Origin of the sequence: Dysgonomonas hofstadii (assembly GCF_014196915.1) — a bacterium.
GTDB classification, from domain to species: Bacteria; Bacteroidota; Bacteroidia; order Bacteroidales; family Dysgonomonadaceae; genus Dysgonomonas; species Dysgonomonas hofstadii.
Window position 1 is genome coordinate 153,639 of record NZ_JACIEP010000006.1, and the last position, 14,516, is coordinate 168,154.

Genomic DNA, 14,516 nt, shown 5'->3' on the forward strand with positions numbered 1-14,516 from the left:
AACAAAAGCCGGTACAGAGTAATATCTATACCGGCTTTTCAACAAAAATATATTTATTAATCAAGCTTATGTATCACTAACCCCGAACGCAGTTTCGGTTCAAACCAGGTTGTTTTAGGAGGCATTATATTTCCCGAATCGGCAATATCCATCAATTGTTTCATCGTCACAGGATACAGAGCCAGAGCTAATTTCATCTCCCCGCTATCGACACGTTTTTTCAATTCACCCAGACCTCTGATACCACCGACAAAATCGATTCGTTTGTCCGAGCGAAGGTCTTTGATGCCAAGGATTTCATCCAGTATATACTTTGATGAGATAGTTACATCAAGTACTCCGATAGGGTCATTATCATCATATGTACCTGCCTTTGCTATCAGACTGTAACATTTTCCATCCACATAGATCGAAAAATTATGAAGCCCCGCAGGTGAAACTATTTCCGATCCTTTTTCTTCTACAACAAAATGCTCTTCCAGTTTATTCAGGAATTCCTGCACAGACAAGCCATTCAGGTCTTTTACCAGACGATTGTAGTCTATAATATTTAGTTGATTATCAGGAAAGCAAACGGCCATAAAGAAATTATACTCTTCATCCCCTTTATGATTGGGATTTTGCTTTGCCTTTTCTGCACCCACTAAAGCGGCAGCAGCAGAACGGTGATGGCCATCTGCTATATATAAATCAGGTATTCCGCTGAATATCTCAGTTATCCTGCTTATCACATCTTTATCCTTGATCACCCAGAAATGATGCCCTACCCCATCAATCGCAGTAAAATCATATTCGGCAGGAGTGGAAATTACTTTCTTTACAATTTCATCCAGCTCCTCATTGTCGGGATATGCAAAAAATACAGGCTCCACATTGGCATTATTTATACGAACGTGCTTCATACGATCTTCTTCTTTATCCCGACGGGTCAGTTCATGTTTTTTGATACGGTCATTCATATAATCTTCGGTATGGGAACATACCACAAGTCCGTATTGTGTTTTCCCGTTCATGGTCTGGGCATATACATAGTAGTATTCATCGGGGTCTTGCACAAGCCAGCCTTTTTCCTGAAATTTATTGAAATTATCAACAGCACGCTGATAAACATCCGGATGATGCTCATCTATCATTTCCTCAAAATCGATCTCTGGCTTAATGATACGATAAAGTGATTTTTCATTGCCTTCTGCTTCGAGACGGGCTTCCAGCGAACTTAATACATCATAGGGACGGGAAACTACTTCCTGCACAATGTTTTTCGGAGGTCTTACTCCTTTGAAAGGTTTGATTACGGCCATGGTGATTTGTATTTAAATATTTAGGTTAAACAAATAGCTGTTATATGGTTTAAAGTTACGCAATTAACTAATAAATAGCCATTGCTCCTACAACACTCTTAAAAAATATCAAAAAGCTAAAATCCAACAACTCTTATTTTGCAATAAGACAGTAATATTTTATTTCACTTATCCTTTTGTTTTTTAAGGAATAACTTTTTTTGTTTTTTTTATAAATAAAATTTCTTTCTTTTTGTAAACTACAAATATATATATAAAGAAAAATATAGGAAATTTTTATTAAAAAAAAGTTATAAAACATGTTGTATAAAACATTTTGATATAATTCTTGAATTATACTTAATAATATTTCTCCTTTTAATATTCTGATTTAAGATATAATTACTAATTTTGAAGACCTTAATAAAAAAAAGAAGAATACTAATATCCTAATTTTTACCGAAATGAAAAAAATTAATTTTAGCGCCGGGCCATCGATCTTACCTCAACAGACTATCGAGGAAACTGCAAAAGCTATTATGGACTTTAATGGTTCAACGTTATCATTGATGGAAGTTAGCCATAGAGGCAAAGACTTTCAGGCTGTAATGGATGAAACTGTGGAATTATTCAAAGAACTCCTGGAAATACCGGCAGGGTATTCAGTAATCTTCCTCGGAGGCGGAGCCAGTCTTCAATTCTGCATGGTGCCTTTCAACCTGTTGGAGAAAAAAGCAGCGTACCTGAACACAGGGACATGGGCAAACAAAGCACTGAAAGAAGCTAAACTATTTGGTGAAACAGTAGAAGTAGCATCTTCAAAAGAGGCTAACTATACATATATTCCTAAAAATTATACAATACCTACCGATGCGGATTATTTCCATATCACTACTAACAATACGATTTTCGGTACTGAAATACATACAGACCTTGATTCTCCGGTTCCGTTGGTAGCCGATATGTCATCCGATATATTCTCCCGTCCTGTCAACGTATCAAAATATGGCTTGATCTACGGTGGAGCTCAAAAGAACCTTGCCCCTGCAGGTGTTACATTTGTTATCGTAAAAGACGAACTACTGGGAAAAGTGACCCGTCCTATACCTACAATGCTCGACTATCGCACGCATATCGAAAACGGTTCTATGTTCAACACACCTCCGGTAGTACCTATTTACGCAGCTATGCAAACATTGAGATGGCTGAAAGCTAACGGCGGTGTACCTGCAATGTATAAGAAAAACAAAGAGAAAGCGGCATTACTTTACAACGAGATCGATCGCAATCCTGTATTTAAAGGCACATGTCAGGTAGAAGACCGCTCAATAATGAATGTATGTTTCGTACTTTCTTCAGAATATGAAGGCAATGAAGCAGACTTCCTTGCTTTAGCCAAGGAAAGAGGCCTTGATGGATTGAAAGGGCACCGTTCAGTTGGTGGTTTCCGGGCTTCTATCTACAACGCTATGCCTATAGAAGGTGTACAAGCATTAGTTGACGCAATGCAGGAATTTGAAAAGAAATTGGTTAAGTAAAAAAGAATTCAAGTTTATTAGTATACTAGATGTTACGGAAAACAAACTAGTAAACTAGTAGACTATAAACTAGTAAACTTATGACGAAAGTTCTTATAGCAACAGATAAACCATTCGCAGCAGAAGCTGTAAACGGAATCAGAAATGTAATAGAAAACGCTGGCTTCGAACTTGTATTACTTGAAAAGTATACAGAAAAGAAGCAATTGCTCGACGCAGTCGCTAATGCTGATGCTGCAATCATCCGCAGCGATATTTTCGACAAAGAAGTATTGGATGCGGCAAAGAGCATGAAGATTGTTGTTCGTGCAGGCGCAGGTTACGACAATGTAGATCTCGATGCTGCAACAGCAAACAATATTTGTGTGATGAACACTCCGGGACAGAATGCAAATGCAGTAGCCGAACTGGCACTGGGTATGGCAGTATATGCCGTACGTAATTTCTATAACGGAACATCTGGTACTGAATTGTTCGGTAAAAAACTAGGTATTCATGCTTATGGCAATGTAGGCCGCAACGTAGCCCGTATCGCCAAAGGCTTTGGCATGGAAGTATATGCTTTCGACCCGTTCCTTTCGGCAGAAGCTATCGAAAAAGAAGGAGTGAAAGCTGTTGCGTCGGCCGAAGAATTGTATTCTACATGCCAATTTGTATCACTTCACATTCCGGCTACTGCTGAAACAAAGAACTCTATCAATTACGCTTTGTTGAGCAAAATGCCTAAAAAAGCATTATTGATCAACACTGCCCGCAAGGAAGTGATCAATGAAGCAGAAATAGTAAAATTGATGGAAGAGCGCACAGATTTCAAATATGTAACAGACATTATGCCTGCCAACCATGCTGAAATGGCTGAGAAATTTGCGGGACGCTACTTCTCTACTCCTAAAAAAATGGGAGCTCAGACCGCAGAAGCTAATACCAATGCAGGTATTGCTGCAGCTAACCAGATCGTTGATTTCATAAAGAATGGAAATGAACGTTTCAGGGTAAATAAGAAATAAAAATCTTATGTTATATTTGAACCTCCGATAAACAAATCGGAGGTTTTTTATTTGAATAATTTCGGTTTTTATTAAACCACGGAGAAGAAGAAGTAACACGGAGTTTTAAAAACACCTTTACTTTTTCAAATTGGTGGTATTCTATTACAAATATCCCCTCTTTGTCATTTTGAACGAAGTGAAAAATCTATTGATAAAAAGAGATGCTTCCTATCGTCAGCATGACAAAAGTATGTGAACAATAAAATAATTAGATGATTTAAAAGATATTTCACAATGGAAGCGAATCCCGATAAAATAAAACAGAGAGTACAAACTATAGTTGTTATCTGTGGAATAGTCTTATTAGTGGGAAAATTCGGAGCCTACTATTTGACAAATTCGGTAGGTATACTTACCGATGCGATGGAAAGCATAGTGAATGTTGTAGCCGGATTAATAAGCCTGTATGCCATCCGGCTGTCAGCAAAACCCAAGGATAACGATCATCCGTTCGGTCATGGGAAAATCGAATTAATCTCGGCATCCATAGAAGGAATTCTTATTTTTGGAGCTGGAGGGATTATTATCTATGAAGGTATTCAACGCCTGTTCTCTCCTCCCGAAATACAGAAACTGGATATAGGTATTGCAGTTATAGCCATTGCCGGGGTAGTCAATTATATTTTAGGCTGGTATAGCATCCGTCAAGGGAAGAAATACGACTCGATAGCCCTTGTTGCCGGAGGAAAGCATTTACAATCCGACACTTATTCTACAATCGGACTGGTGGCAGGCTTGCTAATCCTCTATTTTACAAAAATCACATGGATCGATAGTGCCCTCGCCATCATCTTCGGAGGGGTCATAGCTATAACAGGTATCGGCATCCTCCGGAATACCATAAAGAATCTGATAGATACAGCCGACCGGGCTACACTGGAAAGAATCACAAAAGTGATAAATGAGAATCGAAAAGAAGACTGGATAGATATACACAACCTGAAAGTACTAAAATACGGTAGTGATTATTTCATCGACTGCGACCTTACCCTGCCCTGGTTTTATAATATAACAGAAGGGCACCGCCGGTGCGAAGATTTGCGAAGATGTTTATTGGATGCGTTCCCGCAGGATGCCCAGATATCGATACATGCCGATCCTTGTCTCGAAAAATATTGCTCTGTATGTCAGGTAAAGAATTGTAAATACAGGAAAAAACCTTTTGTGAAAGTCCAGAATTTTTCCCTGGAGAAGCTTATCACGGCAGAAGACGGTTAATCTTTATTGTCCATCAGTCCGGACAATATTTCCCCGTAAATTTTATTTTGATTCAAGATCAAATCATTCCCCACCATAAATAATTGTTCCCGGGCGCGGGTGATAGCCACGTTCAGCTTCCTGTCTACCATATTATCCCGATCCATATTGGAGAAGTATTTTAACTGATATGGCTTGTTAAAGCAAAATGATAAGATAATAATATCACGCTGGCTACCCTGATAGCGCTCTACCGTATCGACCATAATATCCTGTAATTCTGCAATTCCTGTCGCTTCCAGTTTATGTTTTATCAAAGCTATCTGATTACGGTAAGGAGCAATAACACCCAGTGTTTTCTGTGAATCGAAATCTAAGTTGTTCGCCTTATATATTTCATATATTGCTGATATAAGGAAGACAACCACGTCAGCTTCCTGTTTGTTTATTTTGTCCGAGATGTTTGAGTAATCGGTCGTTCTAACAGGGAAGAATGCGATACGGTTTTTCGCTACTATCTTTTGATACCTATCTGTCTCATCGTAATGAGCATATTGTAATGGGATTTCCTGTCTTTGAGTAGCAATTTTGAGTTGATTATCATAAAAATTAGAATTTACCAGATTGGCAATATCCTTATGCATCCGTCCATGATAGATCAATGTATCGTAAGCGTGTGTCCATCCATTTTTCTGACAGATGCGGAACAGGCGTTCGAACAAGGATTCCCGACAATCATATAATTCGATATCATTCAGACTTTTCTCCGAGACTTTCGATTTGTTCTCATTTTGCAGAGTTATTGTTGATAACTGCTTGTGATCGCCAATCATAATAAATTTATCGAACTGCGGCAACAATCCGGCTATTTGAGGTTCCAATATTTGTGAAGCCTCATCTATAATGGCGATATTGAAATGCTTCAGATCGAAAAGTTCTGGCTTTCCTGTAATAGAAGCAAGTGTGCCAACAAAAATACGGGTGTTATGTATTTCACTTAAAAGCTCTTTCCTGTTTTTAGCATTATGTGATATATTTTGAAGCAGCCTGTGACGATAAGATTCATTACAGGATAGCTCTGTACCTACCCGGATAAATTTATTGCAATTACGGTTTTCTTCTCCGAAAGCATTGCAAACCGATTCGCATAGCTCATCAACAGCCCGGTTTGTATAGGCCATTACCAAAATATTTGTATCGGGATTTGCGTAATACCTAGCGATCAGCTCCTTGGCAAAAACAGAAGTTTTTCCCGTTCCCGGAGGGCCAACGATAAGAAAATAATCATCGGCTAATAAAGCTTTTTCTATAACAGTTTCTTGCGTCTGCTCTTTCGAAAGAATTTTTTCCTCTTCCTTTTGATAAAATGACAAAGGTTTTCTGGTACCCAATAACAACTCTTTCTTTTCTGCCGGAGCTTTCAAAAAAGCGAAGAGACTTTTAAACATAGCATTATAACTATGATCAAGTTTATCATGCTCTGCCGCCCAGTATCGGTATTTATCAAAAAAGTCGCGGTTTCGCTGTTTATATCTGAATCTCAGGATAACCTTTTGTGTGGATATTTCCACAACTGTTCCTTTCAATATCTGATTAGTGAGTACCGAATCGTCATCGTTATTTCGTGGATAAAGAATACATATCTCCCCTTCCCGGAAATTAACACAATCTTCCGATTCTTCCCGATTGAAATGTATAACCATATCACGGCCACTATCGTCTATTTTTTCTATTTCTAATCCGGATATAAGATCAAGTGAGTCCTTCCGCTCTTCGAAGGTTGTATTCCATAATGCCGACACACTCATGGACGAATCATAGCCTTCATCACCTGTCTTTTGCAGATATAATTCCCTGCTAATGAAACTCACATAGCGATAAAAATATTCTTTTTCGAATGGAGACGCCGCATCCAGTACTTTTTTCAGTTCTTGAAGCTTGTCAATAAAGAATTGAGGTACACGCCCGTAATTATCCAGGTTGAACAGTGCTGAGAAAGTATTCTCTACAGCCGGGGCATCACCTGCATACAGATTATATTCAGTTGCTACGATCAGATTACGTATATTGATTATTTCTTTCTCCAACTGCTGGTATGTAGCTGCAAACCGGATATTCTCTCCATCGTTTTCAGCAGCCGAATAAAGGATCGTAGGGTAAATATGCCGGGGATCTTTGCCAAATACGCTTTGTATCATCAAACGGTATACCACTGTCTGCGTTTCGTGATTCGGAGCGATTCTCGTTACATCCTCACGAGGGTATGGTGGCTTTCCCGATTTTAATTCTATAATACGATGTATACCATTTTCTTCATCAGAGAGTTGTAGTAAATCGAGCCGCCCCTGAAAGCCATATTTCTCGCAAAAGAAAGAAGGCTCAAGAATACAGTCCGATATATCGAAGCCGTTAGCCGGCATATCATTCAGCACTACCCGCCGAATATTCTCAAATTGAATTTTTGCCTTTTGTATAAACCCTTTAAAGTCATCGTTATCCTGTATTTCGCTGCATGAAGCATATTCGAAAGGCATCTGACGGAACGATTTCAGGAATACTTCGTCAAATGTCAGGCTTCCGGCATTTTCTGCATAAATGAGTTCATCCAAAAAAAAGTTAGCCAGATTTCCCAACAGAATATAATGTGTATTGACCGGCTGTTCAAACTTGCGCCGGAAATAATGCAGATGTGAATTGCCGTAAGACTGAAAGCATTCGGCCATAGCGGAGGCATCTATCAGATAATCGGGTTCCAGTACTAATATTTTCGGTATATAAAAACCTCTTTCGTCTCTTTTTACGTCGACAAGATTTAGTTGTGCCCCTATCCACAAAGACTCGATAGTATTATTAAATGAGTCATTTACTGGAGACACATTATACTTTACAGCTATTGTATGCTCCGGTAGAGCTTCGCACTGGCAGATGATAAATTCTTCTTCGCTGTGAATCTCCAGTACCTGAACCCGTAGTTTATCTAAAGTTAAGAGAGTATTTGCTTCTACACTATTTTCACCGGGTATTTCTATTTCCTTATCTCCATCGATATACCGGAAGAATGCGATAAGAATCTCTTTGGCCTGCTGATATTGATAGGGTAAGATTAGGTTATTTTCGCTTCTAAGTAGAAAATTTGTTTTTATCCTTATGTTTTGCAGGCTCCATTCTAATGACTTCGGCAACTCAAGCCTCTGAGAGATAAAGACAAGCCGCGAAAATAAAGAAGGAAACTGCAAAGATTCACTCATGGTAATCTCTTTGCAGCTTCTTTCGAGTATCCGTTTTAGGCGGATATATTTATTTCGTAATGATAAACCGGATTGATCTATTTGCTGTATTTCTGTGAGATAATCCGAAAATGAACTATTTAATATACTTTGCTGACTATCAATCACGAACGTATATATCTACATTGTTTTCGAATAAGAAAACCAATGGACCGCCATCTGCTATATTTGATGTTCCCGTAATGGTAATATCTACAAATCCATAACGTCTTATCACATCTATTGCATCTACCATGAAACTTTTAAAGCCATTATCGTCTATGTAAAATTCCCCATATTTATCCGGAGTTATCGTTCCCCTGTAGTCGTAAATAATATTCCCGTTTGCAACTAGTCTCAATGACATCCTGTCATCACGAAGCAGATTCGATATAGTAAGCCAGGAATTCAAAGTATTGACATCTAATAAAGTTTCCCTGTTCGGTCTGAAATCAACAAAATAAGATTCGTCCACCCTTATAGTATAATCGAAGCTTCCGTTTCCTCTTACAGGAACATCCGTTTCAAAATCTAAAGTGGTTGCCACCCAATATTGTTCTTCCTCACACGAAGAGAAAACCAGTATGGTAGTGAGTAATAATGCAGTTGCTAATAGTTTGTTCGTAAATCTTTTCATAATGTTCTTGTTTAAGTGCAAAGGTACAACATTTATTTTTATATTATTATAGACTATATTTTTTTGATTTTGTAACATCTGAAAATGATAGTTATAGAAAAAATTTATAAAAGGTAGGCGGCTATTTATTAAAAAGGATTAATTATCTTTGTCTCCGAAATCTTAGGGGTGCCTTAATAAAACGGGCTGAGATCATACCCATAAAACCTGATCCGGATAATGCCGGCGTAGGGAACGAAGAATTATGCATTTGCGCGCACGCATATTTTAATCATCGGGAAATCATCTTATTAAAACCCCTTTTTTGTTTAACATTGGTATAAACTTCTGGTTTATACATTAATCTATTATGTAATTTAAATGAAAAAGGTATTTATGGCTTCTATTACACTTGCTTGTAGTATTGTAGCAAATTCACAACAAAAGGCTGACAGCCTGAAAGTCGTACAACTCGAGGATGTGGTAATCTCCGCTACCCGTGTAAGTGCGGATGCTCCCATCGCATTTTCGAATGTCGATGAAGCACAAATAAAAAAAGAGAATGCTGCAAAAAACATTCCTGCTCTTTTAGATGTACTGCCGTCTGTAGTATCTTATACCGAAGGGGGAACACCTGTAGGTAATACCTCTTTCCGGATCAGGGGAACAGATGCCAACCGTATTAATATCACACTGAATGGTATGCCCCTGAATAACGCAGAGAGCCAGGAGGTATATTGGGTAAATCTCCCAGACCTGTCAAATTCATTGCAAAGTATGCAGATCCAACGGGGAGTAGGTACTTCCACCAATGGTACTGCTTCGTTCGGTGCAAGCATATCCATGCAAACACTGGGTGGCCGTCCGAAACCTTATGCCGACCTTTCAGCTTCTTATGGCCAATACAATACAACCCTATTGACTGCCGCAACGGGTACGGGAATTATGAAAAATGGGTTATCCATCGATGCCCGCTATTCATATGTAAAAAGTGACGGGTACATCCGCAACGGTAAGGTCGATCATAAAAATATCTATGCCGCTCTTTCCCATTATACCGATAAACAACTGATCCGCCTTATTTACATGAATGGTATTCAGCATACAGGAATTACGTGGGAAGGAATAGATCCTTCTATGGTAGAAAGTAACAGGCGTTATAATCCGGCAGGGAAATATAAAGACGAAAACGGGGAGGATCAATATTATAACAACGAAACCGATAATTATTACTCAAATATCGGACAACTACTCTATACACGCTATCTGACGAACGAACTGACATTGAATGCAAATCTTAGTTATAATCATGGTTATGGCTACTATGAGAATTATAAAAGAGGCCAAGAATTCTTAAAAGAGTTTGGATTACCAAACCAGAATGTGAATGGTGTAGAATATAAGGAATCAGATGTTATCCGTCGAAAATTAATGATGAATCACTTGTATACCGGAGGATTTAATCTTAATTACAAGAAAGATAAGATCGGATTAACTTTTGGTGGGGTTTACAACTATTTCGACGGCAATCACTACGGCCATTTACTTTGGGTTAAGTATAATGAGAATATCCCGAATGGCTACGAATGGTACCGTAATACAGCAGACAAGAAAGACATGAATGCTTACCTGAAAGCAGAATTCAGGCCATTAGATAACTTATCGTTATTTGCCGAGGTACAAGACCGCTATATCGATTATCGGATGAAAGGCATGGATGATGATCTCAAAGACCTGACAAATAATAATTACTATAACTTCATAAATCCCAAAGCCGGAGTATCGCTTCGCTTCGCCAAATATAACGAAGCTTATGCGTCATTCGGAGTAGCCAACAGGGAACCATTGCGCGCCGACCTGAAAGAGTCACTTAAAGGAGGAAGCACCCGTTCCATCACATCGGAAAGATTGTATGATTATGAATTGGGTTACAGATATGCCAATCCGGTATTTTCTCTTAGTCTCAATTACTATTACATGAAATATCATGACCAGCTGGTACTGACCGGAAGACTAAATGATGTAGGATATAAATTACAGGAGAATGTCCCCGACAGTTACCGCACAGGTGTAGAAATTGCGATGGCTTATACTCCTACCGAATGGTTACGACTGGATGGGAATGTAACAATAAGCCGGAATAAGATAAAGAATTACACAGCTTATAATGTCATATACGATCCGAATACATGGGAACCGGTAGAGCCTTATCAATATGAAACTGAGCATTATAAATCTACCGACATTTCCTTTTCACCTAATCTTGTTGGCGCAGGCATCATTACATTGAAGCCATTCGAAAAAGAAGAGCTGACTCTGTCATTCATTAATAAATATGTAGGTAAAATGTATTATGATAATACATCCGACCCAGACAAACGGCTTCAGGATCATCTGGTGACAGATATGGTTTTATCATATACCCTTAAAGCAACCAAAGCAGGAATATTCGATTTTCAATTCTACATTAACAATATGGCCAGTATAAAATACAATGCCAATGCCGGAACTGAAACTTATGTATTCTCCGATGGCAGCCGTGAAGTTTACAAATGGGTTTACCCTCAGGCCGGTGCAAACCTGATGGGAAAGATAAGATACCGGTTTTAAATTATAATTTTGCATACGGAGTGCCATTGCCATACTTATATAACAGTTAATATTATAATGATCGTTATAAGAAAATAGAACAATTATATTAAACTATCAATTTGCATTATTAACAAGTACTCCGTATTTTTATTTATATATTATGACTGATTTCTTAGAAAACAACTGGATAAGTATAGCCGGAGCCGCTATAGGATTAATATTCCTTTATCTTGAATATAAAGCCAGTAAATGGATGTGGGCTGCCAGTATAATCATGGCGGCATTCTTCATATATATTTACTACCGGACAGAACTATATGCCAGCATGGGGATTTATATATACTTCTTCTTCGCATCTGTTTACGGGTGGATAATGTGGCTCACCAGAAACAGGGAAGAGAATACAGGAGATGATATTATATCGCAGGTAGACAAAAAGTATATTCCTTCTATCATAGGGGCTATATTTGTTGTTGCCGCAATGATCTACCTCATCCTTATCCGGTTTAGCGGAAATTATGCATTAATCACGATTGGCGATGCACTTTCCACAGCCCTCAATATAGTTGCCCTGTGGATGATTTCGCGTAAATGGGCAGAACAATGGCTTCTGGTGATCCCTGCCAATCTTATTTCAGGCATTCTGCTTTTTGCACAGCACGATATCATGTCAGGCTCTATGTTTATCATATACTTTATTGTCTCCATATTCGGTTACAGAAACTGGCGAAGAATGATTAAAGCGTCTTAAACTGTATTTTAAATATAAAGAAATAATATAATGATAGCCAGATTATAGCTAAATACTATTATCTTTACATTCAGAAAACTACAGTTAAGTCTTGGTCATTGATGAGGATATTTCAAATAATAACAGTTTCAGAATATGGCGGGGCTCAGACTATTGTCGCAAACCTGATAAAATCATTAAGCTCTGAAGACGAGCTTTTTGTGTTATACGGAGGCGACGGAGAAGCCTGGGATGCTCTAGGGAACAACTTTACAAAAATAAAACTGAATGATCACCGTAAAGAAATCTCATGGAAAGATGCGGGGTTATTTTTCAAGCTCTTATATTACCGTTTTAAATATAGGCCGGATGTAATACACCTTCATTCCTCCAAAATGGGTGTACTGGGACGTTTGGTATTTCCTAAAAAAAAGATTGTATACACTGTCCATGGTTTTGATTCCGTCAGGAAAGCTTTCAGCAGATTCCTGAAAATAGAAAAAAGCCTTAAAAACAAAGCGTTCTGTATAGTAGGAGTCAGCCAGTATGATGTGAACAGTTTGGCTGAAGAAAGTATAACCCAAAATGTTGTCCGGGTATATAACGGAATTTCCGATGCTTACAAAAATCAGATAGAACTAAAAAACCAGATAACCGAAAGCCTGGAAAAAATAAGGCGGGACTATCCAAAAGTTGTGATCTGTATTTCCCGTATTTCCAAACAGAAAAAATTTGACCTGTTTCTCGACGTAGCGCGGCAACTACCTCAGTATGCTTTTGTATGGATAGGCAACAAGCAGCCAATACCTGATTTACCGGCTAATGCATTCTGTCTGGGCGAGATGCACTCAGCTTACCATTGCCTGCAATATGCCGACTTATTTATTTTACCTTCAAATTATGAAGGGCTGCCTATTTCATTATTAGAAGCATTATCGTTCAAGATTCCGGTCGTTGCTTCTGCCGTAGGTGGTATTACAGAAGTTCTTGACGGCAAAAATGGTTTTGCGGTAGAGAATGAAACGAACCTGTTCAAAGAAAAAATAGAATATATATTTTCGGACGAAAATATACAAAAAGAGATGTCGGATTATGCCAGACAATCTTATCTTGCTAACTTTACCATCGAAAAAATGGTAGATGGTTATAAAACTATCTTTAATGCAATTATTGCAAACAAAAAATGAGTAATCCGTTAGTATCGGTTTTAATACCTTGTTACAATGTGGAAAAATTTGTTGAAGAATCGGTAAACTCGATTCTCAACCAAACATATACTCATATAGAAGTAATTGCTATTAACGATTGTTCGACCGACCGGACAGGTGAAATTCTTTACTCGCTGGCAAAAGAAGATCCCAGGATAACCGTCATTAGCAATGAAGAAAATCTGAAGCTTATAAAAACCCTGAACAAAGGGATAAAACTATGTAGTGGAGAATATATAGCCCGTATGGACTCCGATGATATCGCCTTGCCGACCAGAATAGAGAAAGAGGTCGATTTTCTGGAAAAAAATAAAGATCACGATATAGTAAGTACTCTGTTCTATGCATTCAGATCCGAGAATCCGAATCGTAAAGACTTGCACCACAGCCCCCTGACTGATGAAGAACTGAGAGCATTTATACTCTTCAAATCCGGCATTTGCCATCCGGCAGTAATGATACGTAAAAGAGTATTCACAGAATTAGGACTATCTTTCGAACAGGAATATCTTCATGTAGAGGACTATGCCTTATGGTCGAAAGCCATTTATAATACCAGACTGGCTAATATAGGTGAACCTCTGCTTCTCTATCGTGTACACCAGCATCAAATATCATCCCTGTATGAGGATGTGCAAACAGAAAATAAAAAGAAAGTATTTAAAATACATTGCAGACACCTGGGTTTGCCTGAAGATGATGATTTCATAGATGTATATGCATCTGTGGCAGAATGTGTGCCTTTACATTCGTCTGTAAAATATCTGGATAAATGTGAAGAACTAATGCTGAAACTGATAGAGATAAATAAGGATAAGCCATTCTGTAGCATGCCATTTCTGGAACGGATGCTTTCTGTTCATTGGCTCCGGCTATGTGCCAATTCCCGTTTAGGACTTAGCGTTATAAAAAGGATGAAACAATCCCTCTTTTACAAAAACGAAAATTATACATCCAGAGATTTGGCTATATTTTATACAAAGAGTACTTTTAAGCTTAAATATAAAAAATCCCTTATTTACAAACTGGTCTTTAGATAA

At 38.2% G+C, this 14,516-nt stretch carries 10 protein-coding genes and 1 riboswitch; of the genes, 7 read left to right on the forward strand and 3 right to left on the reverse strand.

Annotated features, from left to right (window positions below; all coding sequences use genetic code 11):
* Positions 1 to 56: 56 nt before the first annotated feature.
* On the reverse strand, positions 57 to 1,301 hold the full coding sequence (locus tag GGR21_RS09815; protein WP_183307044.1) for a DUF1015 domain-containing protein: 1,245 nt from the start codon (positions 1,299 to 1,301) through the stop codon (positions 57 to 59).
* A 443-nt stretch (positions 1,302 to 1,744) separates the two neighbouring features.
* On the opposite strand from GGR21_RS09815, the gene serC reads away from it, so the two are divergent.
* The 3 genes from serC to GGR21_RS09830 all read left to right on the forward strand — a co-directional run bounded on the left by serC (position 1,745) and on the right by GGR21_RS09830 (position 5,085).
* Positions 1,745 to 2,818 (forward strand): 3-phosphoserine/phosphohydroxythreonine transaminase, encoded by a 1,074-nt coding sequence (gene serC / locus GGR21_RS09820; protein WP_183307045.1) that lies wholly within the window; start codon positions 1,745 to 1,747, stop codon positions 2,816 to 2,818.
* 80 nt (positions 2,819 to 2,898) lie between these two features.
* Entirely contained in the window at positions 2,899 to 3,825 is a 927-nt protein-coding gene (locus GGR21_RS09825; RefSeq protein ID WP_183307046.1) for a 3-phosphoglycerate dehydrogenase, read from the forward strand.
* A gap of 276 nt (positions 3,826 to 4,101) precedes the next feature.
* Entirely contained in the window at positions 4,102 to 5,085 is a 984-nt protein-coding gene (locus GGR21_RS09830; RefSeq protein WP_183307047.1) for a cation diffusion facilitator family transporter, read from the forward strand.
* Here the strand turns inward: GGR21_RS09830 and GGR21_RS09835 are convergent.
* Positions 5,082 to 8,312 (reverse strand): ATP-dependent helicase, encoded by a 3,231-nt coding sequence (locus GGR21_RS09835; RefSeq protein ID WP_246348047.1) that lies wholly within the window; start codon positions 8,310 to 8,312, stop codon positions 5,082 to 5,084. The two genes, GGR21_RS09830 and GGR21_RS09835, sit on opposite strands and share 4 nt — an antisense overlap.
* Before the next feature lie 139 nt (positions 8,313 to 8,451).
* Positions 8,452 to 8,967, reverse strand: a complete 516-nt coding sequence (locus tag GGR21_RS09840; RefSeq protein WP_183307048.1) for a hypothetical protein — start codon at positions 8,965 to 8,967, stop codon at positions 8,452 to 8,454.
* Positions 8,968 to 9,121: 154 nt separating this feature from the next.
* A riboswitch (TPP riboswitch) is annotated at positions 9,122 to 9,218 on the forward strand.
* 109 nt (positions 9,219 to 9,327) lie between these two features.
* Here GGR21_RS09840 and GGR21_RS09845 point away from each other — a divergent pair.
* The 4 genes from GGR21_RS09845 (at position 9,328) to GGR21_RS09860 (ending at position 14,516) form a co-directional block, all read left to right on the forward strand.
* Positions 9,328 to 11,556: a TonB-dependent receptor gene (locus GGR21_RS09845; protein ID WP_183307049.1), complete on the forward strand. Its 2,229-nt coding sequence runs from the start codon at positions 9,328 to 9,330 to the stop codon at positions 11,554 to 11,556.
* Positions 11,557 to 11,698: 142 nt separating this feature from the next.
* Positions 11,699 to 12,289, forward strand: coding sequence for a nicotinamide riboside transporter PnuC (pnuC, locus tag GGR21_RS09850; protein WP_221232977.1), 591 nt, complete (start codon positions 11,699 to 11,701; stop codon positions 12,287 to 12,289).
* Positions 12,290 to 12,390: 101 nt separating this feature from the next.
* On the forward strand, positions 12,391 to 13,455 hold the full coding sequence (locus tag GGR21_RS09855) for a glycosyltransferase (protein ID WP_183307050.1): 1,065 nt from the start codon (positions 12,391 to 12,393) through the stop codon (positions 13,453 to 13,455).
* Positions 13,452 to 14,516, forward strand: coding sequence for a glycosyltransferase family 2 protein (locus GGR21_RS09860; protein ID WP_183307051.1), 1,065 nt, complete (start codon positions 13,452 to 13,454; stop codon positions 14,514 to 14,516). Before GGR21_RS09855 ends, GGR21_RS09860 begins: the two co-directional genes overlap by 4 nt.